The following is a 5878-nucleotide window of genomic DNA, read 5'->3' on the forward strand; positions in this document are numbered from 1 at the left end:
CTTCGGCGTGGGTGCCAATCAGGCCGCCTGGAAAGTGCTTGCCGCGGGCGGCAGCGCGCTGGATGCGGTGGAAGCCGGGGCGCGCTGGGCCGAGAGTGACTTGTGCAATCCGACGGTGGGCCGGTGCGGCAATCCCGATCGCGACGGGGTCTTGTCGCTGGATGCGAGCATCATGCCGGCGACGGCCGTTGCGGTTCGGTGGCGGCATTGACCGACATCCTGCATCCGATCTCGGTAGCACGGCGGGTGATGGAAAAGACCCCGCACGTGATGCTGGTGGGCGAGGGGGCCCAGCAGTTCGCCGTGCAGCAGGGATTCGAACGGCAGAAGCTGCTGACGCCGGAAGCCGAGAAAGCGTGGCGCGACTGGCTCAAGACCGAGAACTACGCGCCGCAGATCAATGCCGAGCGGCGAGGGCGTCCCGGCGACAAAGACAACCACGACACGATCGGCATGCTGGCCATCGATGAAAGCGGCCAGATGGCCGGGGCCTGCACCACCAGCGGCATGGCGTGGAAAATGCACGGCCGGGTGGGGGACAGTCCGATCATTGGCGCCGGTCTGTATGTCGACAACGACGTCGGCGCGGCGACCGCTTCGGGCGTAGGCGAGGAAATGATCCGCAATGCGGCTTCGTTTCTGGTGGTCGAACTCATGCGCCAGGGGCATTCGCCCGCCGAAGCCTGCCAGGAGGCGATCCAGCGGGTGGTGCGCAAACGCCCGGAAGCCAGCCGCACGCTGCAGGTCTGCTTCCTGGCGATGAATCGCAGTGGGGAGATTGGCGCGTATGCATTGCACCGTGGCTTCGTTTACGCGATCTGTGACAGCAAAAAGCAGGACGCGCTGCTGGATTCGCCTTCGGTCTACACGAGCACGCAGGTGTGAGCACCCGCTACCTGCTTGAAATCGCCTGCAATTCGGCCACGTCGGCCGTGGCCGCGCAGGAAGGTGGCGCTGACCGGGTCGAGCTGTTCGAGAACCTCGAACATGGGGGAACCACGCCATCGATGGGCACCATCGCGGTTGCGCGTGACCGGCTGCGGATTCCGCTGTTTGTGCTGATCCGTCCGCGGCCGGGCGATTTCCTTTACAGCGAGCTTGAGGCGGAGATCATGCTGCGCGATATCGAACAGTGCCGGCAACGGGGCTGTGATGGCGTGGTCATTGGCGCACTGACGGCGGATGCTGAAATCGACATGGCGCTCTGTCGCCAGATGGTTGCCGCCGCCGGCCCGTTGGGCATTACGTTCCATCGTGCCTTTGATGCCACCGGTGATTTGTCGAACGCGCTGGATCAGGTCATCGCCCTGGGCGCGCACCGGATACTCAGCTCGGGCGGCTGCACCAGCGCCGTCGACGGCAGCCCGGTGCTGGCATCGCTGGTGGCAAAGGCCGGATCCGACATCACGTTGATGGCTGGTGCCGGTTTGAACGCCGGCAACATCGGGGATGTGGCCCGACGCTCAGGCTGTCGCGAGTTGCACGCCTCAGCCAAATCCGTTCGACATTCGATGATGCGACACCAGAACCCCGCATTGATCGGCCTGGAAAACGACTGGGTTCAATCCGATGCAGGCACGATTGCCGAGCTGCGGCGCGCACTGGATCGGGCCTCGATCTGATTGACATAATATACATTATGCGAAATGGCTAATTAGCCGTCTCCGATGGGTCTGCCGCTGGATCCAGTCTCACCTACCATGCCGGCTGTTCAGCGCACTCTTGTGGGTACTGACTCTGTAGATCTAGGGTACAAAGCGCGCCCTCCAATGGGTACCGCGGGGGTGATCCGCACTTAAGTGGGTACCGCAAGCATTGAATCAGCCAAGTTCGTTCTCCCACTCCCGCCACAGTGCGGTATCCGGAATCATGGCTTCAGCCTGCTGCAGGAGATGGCGGCGAAGATCCTCGGAGACCGCTTGGTCTTCCAGCTTCATAAGGTCGCCATATGACCTGCCGATGCGGGAATACACTCATCGACACGCCGGCCGTTATTGAGGGTGCCGTGGCGCAGCAGCCTTTCTCGACACCTACCTCGCATGGGCAGCCCGTGAGCGCGACTGTGTCAGGCTTGCACCACCTGCGAGCTGCTCGGCGCCAGCGCCCTCACTCGCCGCTGTTGTAATCCTCCCTCGTCCGCTGGCGGCCATGGGCGGCAGCCGCTGGGTCGTTCCACACGCACTTATGGAGCAATACCGGCCACCCTGCACCTGGCGCACTTCAGACGCTGGCAGATCTAGAAACGCTACGACGCGACCGACCCGGTTTCTCAAGCTCTCGCCCGACCATGCCAGAGCTTGCGCGCAGGTGGCGGCGGAGCTGGCACTCAAACTTCCGCCCGAGACGCTCTCGGACGGGGCGATGTCTCTTTCCCTGGCTGGCGCCGGGATCGAGGCGCCCACATCCTTCGAGCCGGCCCGGCGTCCGTTCTCCGCGGAGGTGTCTACCATGGTGCCCTGGCGGACCAGTGCCGGGGACTTCCTGAGGGTCGGCAGGGAATCGTTACGTACAGGGCCAAAAACCACCTAAGCGATTGAAACGCAATGATAATTGCCTTGTCCCGATAGCGCATCTCCCCGTCTATGGGGCCTGTTCAAGGACTTTCGCTGTATAGCTCAGCGGCGCCACTTCCCTATCAAGGTCGAGATGGTAGTCGCCGAAGCGGTTGATGTGGCTGGTCCGAAACGGCGACAGTCCGGCCAGGATCTCGGGCGTCAGTTCAACTCCCTCCTTCCGCATCTCAGCCAAGGTCCGGCTCATGCCTTCTACGTTGTGGAGGATGATCATGTTAGCGACCAGCTGGCTGTACTTGATGATCTTGCGCTGCTCGTGTTGGACGTTCTCAGCAATGATCCCCTGGCTGCCAAAGAACACCCATTTTACGAAGCCGTTGTACTCCTCGCTCTTGTTGGTCGCAGCATGGATCGTTTTCCGAATCTCGTTGTCATCGATGTAGCGCAGCAAGAACAGCGTTCGGACGGCCTTGCCAAGTTCCCGGAAGGCGAAGTACAGCTTGTTCTTCCGGCTGTAGGTGCCCAGCCGGCGCAGGATCGAGGACGCGGTGATCTTCCCCAATCGGATCGAGATCACTACCCGCAGCATGTCGTGGAGATGGGTGGCGATCAGTTGCCAGTCGATGCTGTCTCCGAACAGTGCCTGGATGTTCTTATAGGTCCTGCCAGGTTCAGGCCGGAAGAATGTGAGATCCTTGATGTTTCGTATCCTGGGCATCAGCTGGATGCCCAGCATGTGGGCCAAACCGAAGACCGGATAGCTTTGGGCCTGCGTGTCGCCATGGACGATCTCGGGCTGGATGTCGGACGTGTTGGCCAGCAGGCCATCGAGGATGTAGATGCCCTCGTGCACGCCACAGGGAATGAAGTGGCTGAACAGCGCCACGTATTTGTCGGACACATGGTAGTAGCCGATGCCGCCGTAGCCGCCGTAGCGGATGTGGTACTCCGACAGCAGGTTGTCCTCGTACACGCTCCACTTGGTGCCATCTGCTGACGCGCTCTTGCCGCTGCCCCAATAGCCCGGCAGGTCAAATTTGTTGTAGGTATTGATGACCTCCACGATGGCCTTCTCAAGGACATCTTCGGTCACGTATTTGAGGTTGAGCCAAGCGACCTGGCGACGGCTGAAGCCCTTGATCGACCGCGCCGTCTGCGTCGGACCCAAGTTGCAGCCATAGCAAAACAGCGTGGTGATCACCCGTCGAGGGAGATCTTCAACCTGGCTCTCGGTGCCGGCGATCGGACGGAAGAATCGGTGCAGATCCAGCCATTGGCTGGCGTCGATCAGGACATCGACGATGCTGGACTCCGGGAGCCGTTCGGCGATGAGGCGGTCCACGGTGGCAATGGCGCTTGAGACCTCGGCGCGTTGCCCCTTCCGCAGTACCAGGCGTCCTTCCAGAATGTCCGCATGAACATTCTCGGGGAAACGCTCGTCAACTTCGTCGGCCAAGTCGGTCAGTTGTGCGCGCAACCCGGCCACGAAAGTCGCAGCGTCGGTGGGCAAGCCTGACACCTGGCCATAGGCTTCCAGTTCCTGGGCCAAGGTGGCTTCATCGACCAGCTGCTCGCGGTAGTCGTCAAATCGTTCGCTGCTCGGGATGAAGAGATCTCCCGACTTCAGTTCGTCCTTGACCTGCACCAGCACGGCCAGCTCGAAGTACTTACGGTGCATCCAGCCGGCGCCTGCCGCGCTGGCCCGCTTGCCAAACACGTGCTGACGCCAGAGCTTGGACATCCAATCGAAGTCCTTTTCCGGGTCCAGGCCGAGGGATGCGACCTCGATCAGCTCACGGCGTTGGTTGCGCAGCGACAGCACCGCTGCAATCAACGGCTCCATGCCGGCATCGTGGCTGGTTGCCCGCAAGTTCATCAGCTCCAGCCCATTGAACAGCAGCGGCCTGACCGCGCCGTAGGGTTGCAGCATGAAAGGCAGATAGTTCTTTCCTGCGTATGCCATATGTTCTTCGCATTCGGCCAACAAGGTCGACACTTCCGCTTCCAGACTGTTATCGATGGCATCCACGCGCTGACTATCGCTGCCGTCGAGCTGATAGGCCTGCAGGATTTCCTTGAGCTGGCCGATCAGGAAGTCGGCCCGCTTGGCATGTTCGAGCTGGTAGGCCAGCAGCTTTTGCTGGGCCGTGTTCTCCAGCCCGCGCACCTGCTTGATGAACAGCTCGGCTGCGTCATCCAGCGTCTTGGCATGCTGGGCGCGAATGAAGATGGTGGCCAACGCATAGCGCTTGTCCGGAGCCAGTTCGGCTAACTCGCTGGCGTCATAGGCGCGAGCCATTGCACGGAATTGCTTGAGCTTGGGCACCGGCACATCGATGGGAGGCAGCTGCTCGGCCAACTGCTGCAGCATGCGGATGTGCTGCAGATAGAACCGGACCTCCTTGTTGGTCGGTCGGCCAGGCTCGCGCTTGAGCGATTGCCAGCCAGTAAATCTGGAGCCTTCCGGTGCGCGCAGCAATTCGTCAATGAGCGTGCGCGTGGCAGGCGTCAGCGCGTGACTGATGCTGCGGTAGTAGCCCAGATTGACCCGCTCACGTGCGCTGATGGCGGCCAGCTCCAGGGTGCGGAAGCCTGGCAGTTCGTAGCGGTGGTGCACCAGCTCTTCGAGCAGGACGTTCACGATGTCCGGGATGGTGTGCTTGGTCTGGGCTGCTCCGGTGGCCACCGTGTCCAGCCAGGCCAAGCCTGATTTGTCCAGGGGATGTACCCCGATGAACTGCCGAAGCTGCGGCATATGGCGGCGCTGGCTACCGGAAGCGTCGTAACGTTCGAGCTGGTCGGTGTCCAATACGCGCCCGAGTCGGGCGGCCTTGGCGATGTGCTTCCGGATCCGCTCGGGCACTTCGGCTAACACCGTGAAGTAACCCAGGCGCTGGAAGAGCTTGAGATGAATCAGTACCGCCAGCTGCGGTCCCGGCTGGGTGGTCAGCTGCTTGGCGAATGCAATCTCAGCGGCGGTGGGGGTATAGATCTCCTCCAGTTCCTTGGCGGTGGGATCAGGCTTCAGTCGCGGGTAGGCGGTCTCGTGAAGGGTAGCCATTGGATCCGGAGGTTATGAGGGGATCAATCCCAGTGCCGGCCGTCGTCTGTATTGAGAGACGCTTCCAGGAAACACTGGTGCGTATCGGCCATGCGGTGCATGTCATCGAGCAACGTGGCCAGGATTTCATCCAGATCCCGGTCGGGATCGGTGGGAACAGTCAACTGGTACTCGCTGCTGGCAGTGTTCAGGCGCACAGCCTGGAACGGGGCCAAGCAGATCTCTTCGATCCGGCCTCGGGCCTTGGCCGCGCCGCGGCCCGTGCGGGCAAACGGGGTCAGCACCATGCGCAGGCGCAGCTGCA

The 5878-nt window shown here is 61.8% G+C and carries 2 protein-coding genes and 2 pseudogenes; 2 read left to right on the forward strand and 2 right to left on the reverse strand.

Features of this window, described 5'->3' with window-relative positions; genetic code table 11:
- Both JCM9942_RS09815 and JCM9942_RS09820 read left to right on the forward strand, forming a co-directional pair.
- Positions 1-885: pseudogene (locus tag JCM9942_RS09815) on the forward strand (glycosylasparaginase); the annotation flags it as partial.
- A complete protein-coding gene (locus JCM9942_RS09820; RefSeq protein WP_054659356.1) occupies positions 882-1622 on the forward strand; it encodes a copper homeostasis protein CutC in 741 nt (246 codons plus the stop codon). The pseudogene JCM9942_RS09815 and the gene JCM9942_RS09820, both read left to right, overlap by 4 nt.
- Before the next feature lie 958 nt (positions 1623-2580).
- Here JCM9942_RS09820 and JCM9942_RS09830 read toward each other — a convergent pair.
- Both JCM9942_RS09830 and JCM9942_RS09835 read right to left on the reverse strand, forming a co-directional pair.
- On the reverse strand, positions 2581-5574 hold the full coding sequence (locus JCM9942_RS09830; RefSeq protein ID WP_054659359.1) for a Tn3 family transposase: 2994 nt from the start codon (positions 5572-5574) through the stop codon (positions 2581-2583).
- Between the two features lie 23 nt (positions 5575-5597).
- Positions 5598-5878, reverse strand: a pseudogene (locus tag JCM9942_RS09835) (Tn3 family resolvase); the annotation flags it as partial.

It is taken from the genome of Stenotrophomonas pictorum JCM 9942 (genome assembly GCF_001310775.1).
Classification (GTDB): Bacteria; Pseudomonadota; Gammaproteobacteria; order Xanthomonadales; family Xanthomonadaceae; genus Stenotrophomonas; species Stenotrophomonas pictorum.

Excerpts from the sequence above, each read along its gene's own strand:
- JCM9942_RS09830 (WP_054659359.1), bottom strand. The coding sequence starts at position 5,574 with ATGGCTACCCTTCACGAGACCGCCTACCCGCGACTGAAGCCTGATCCC.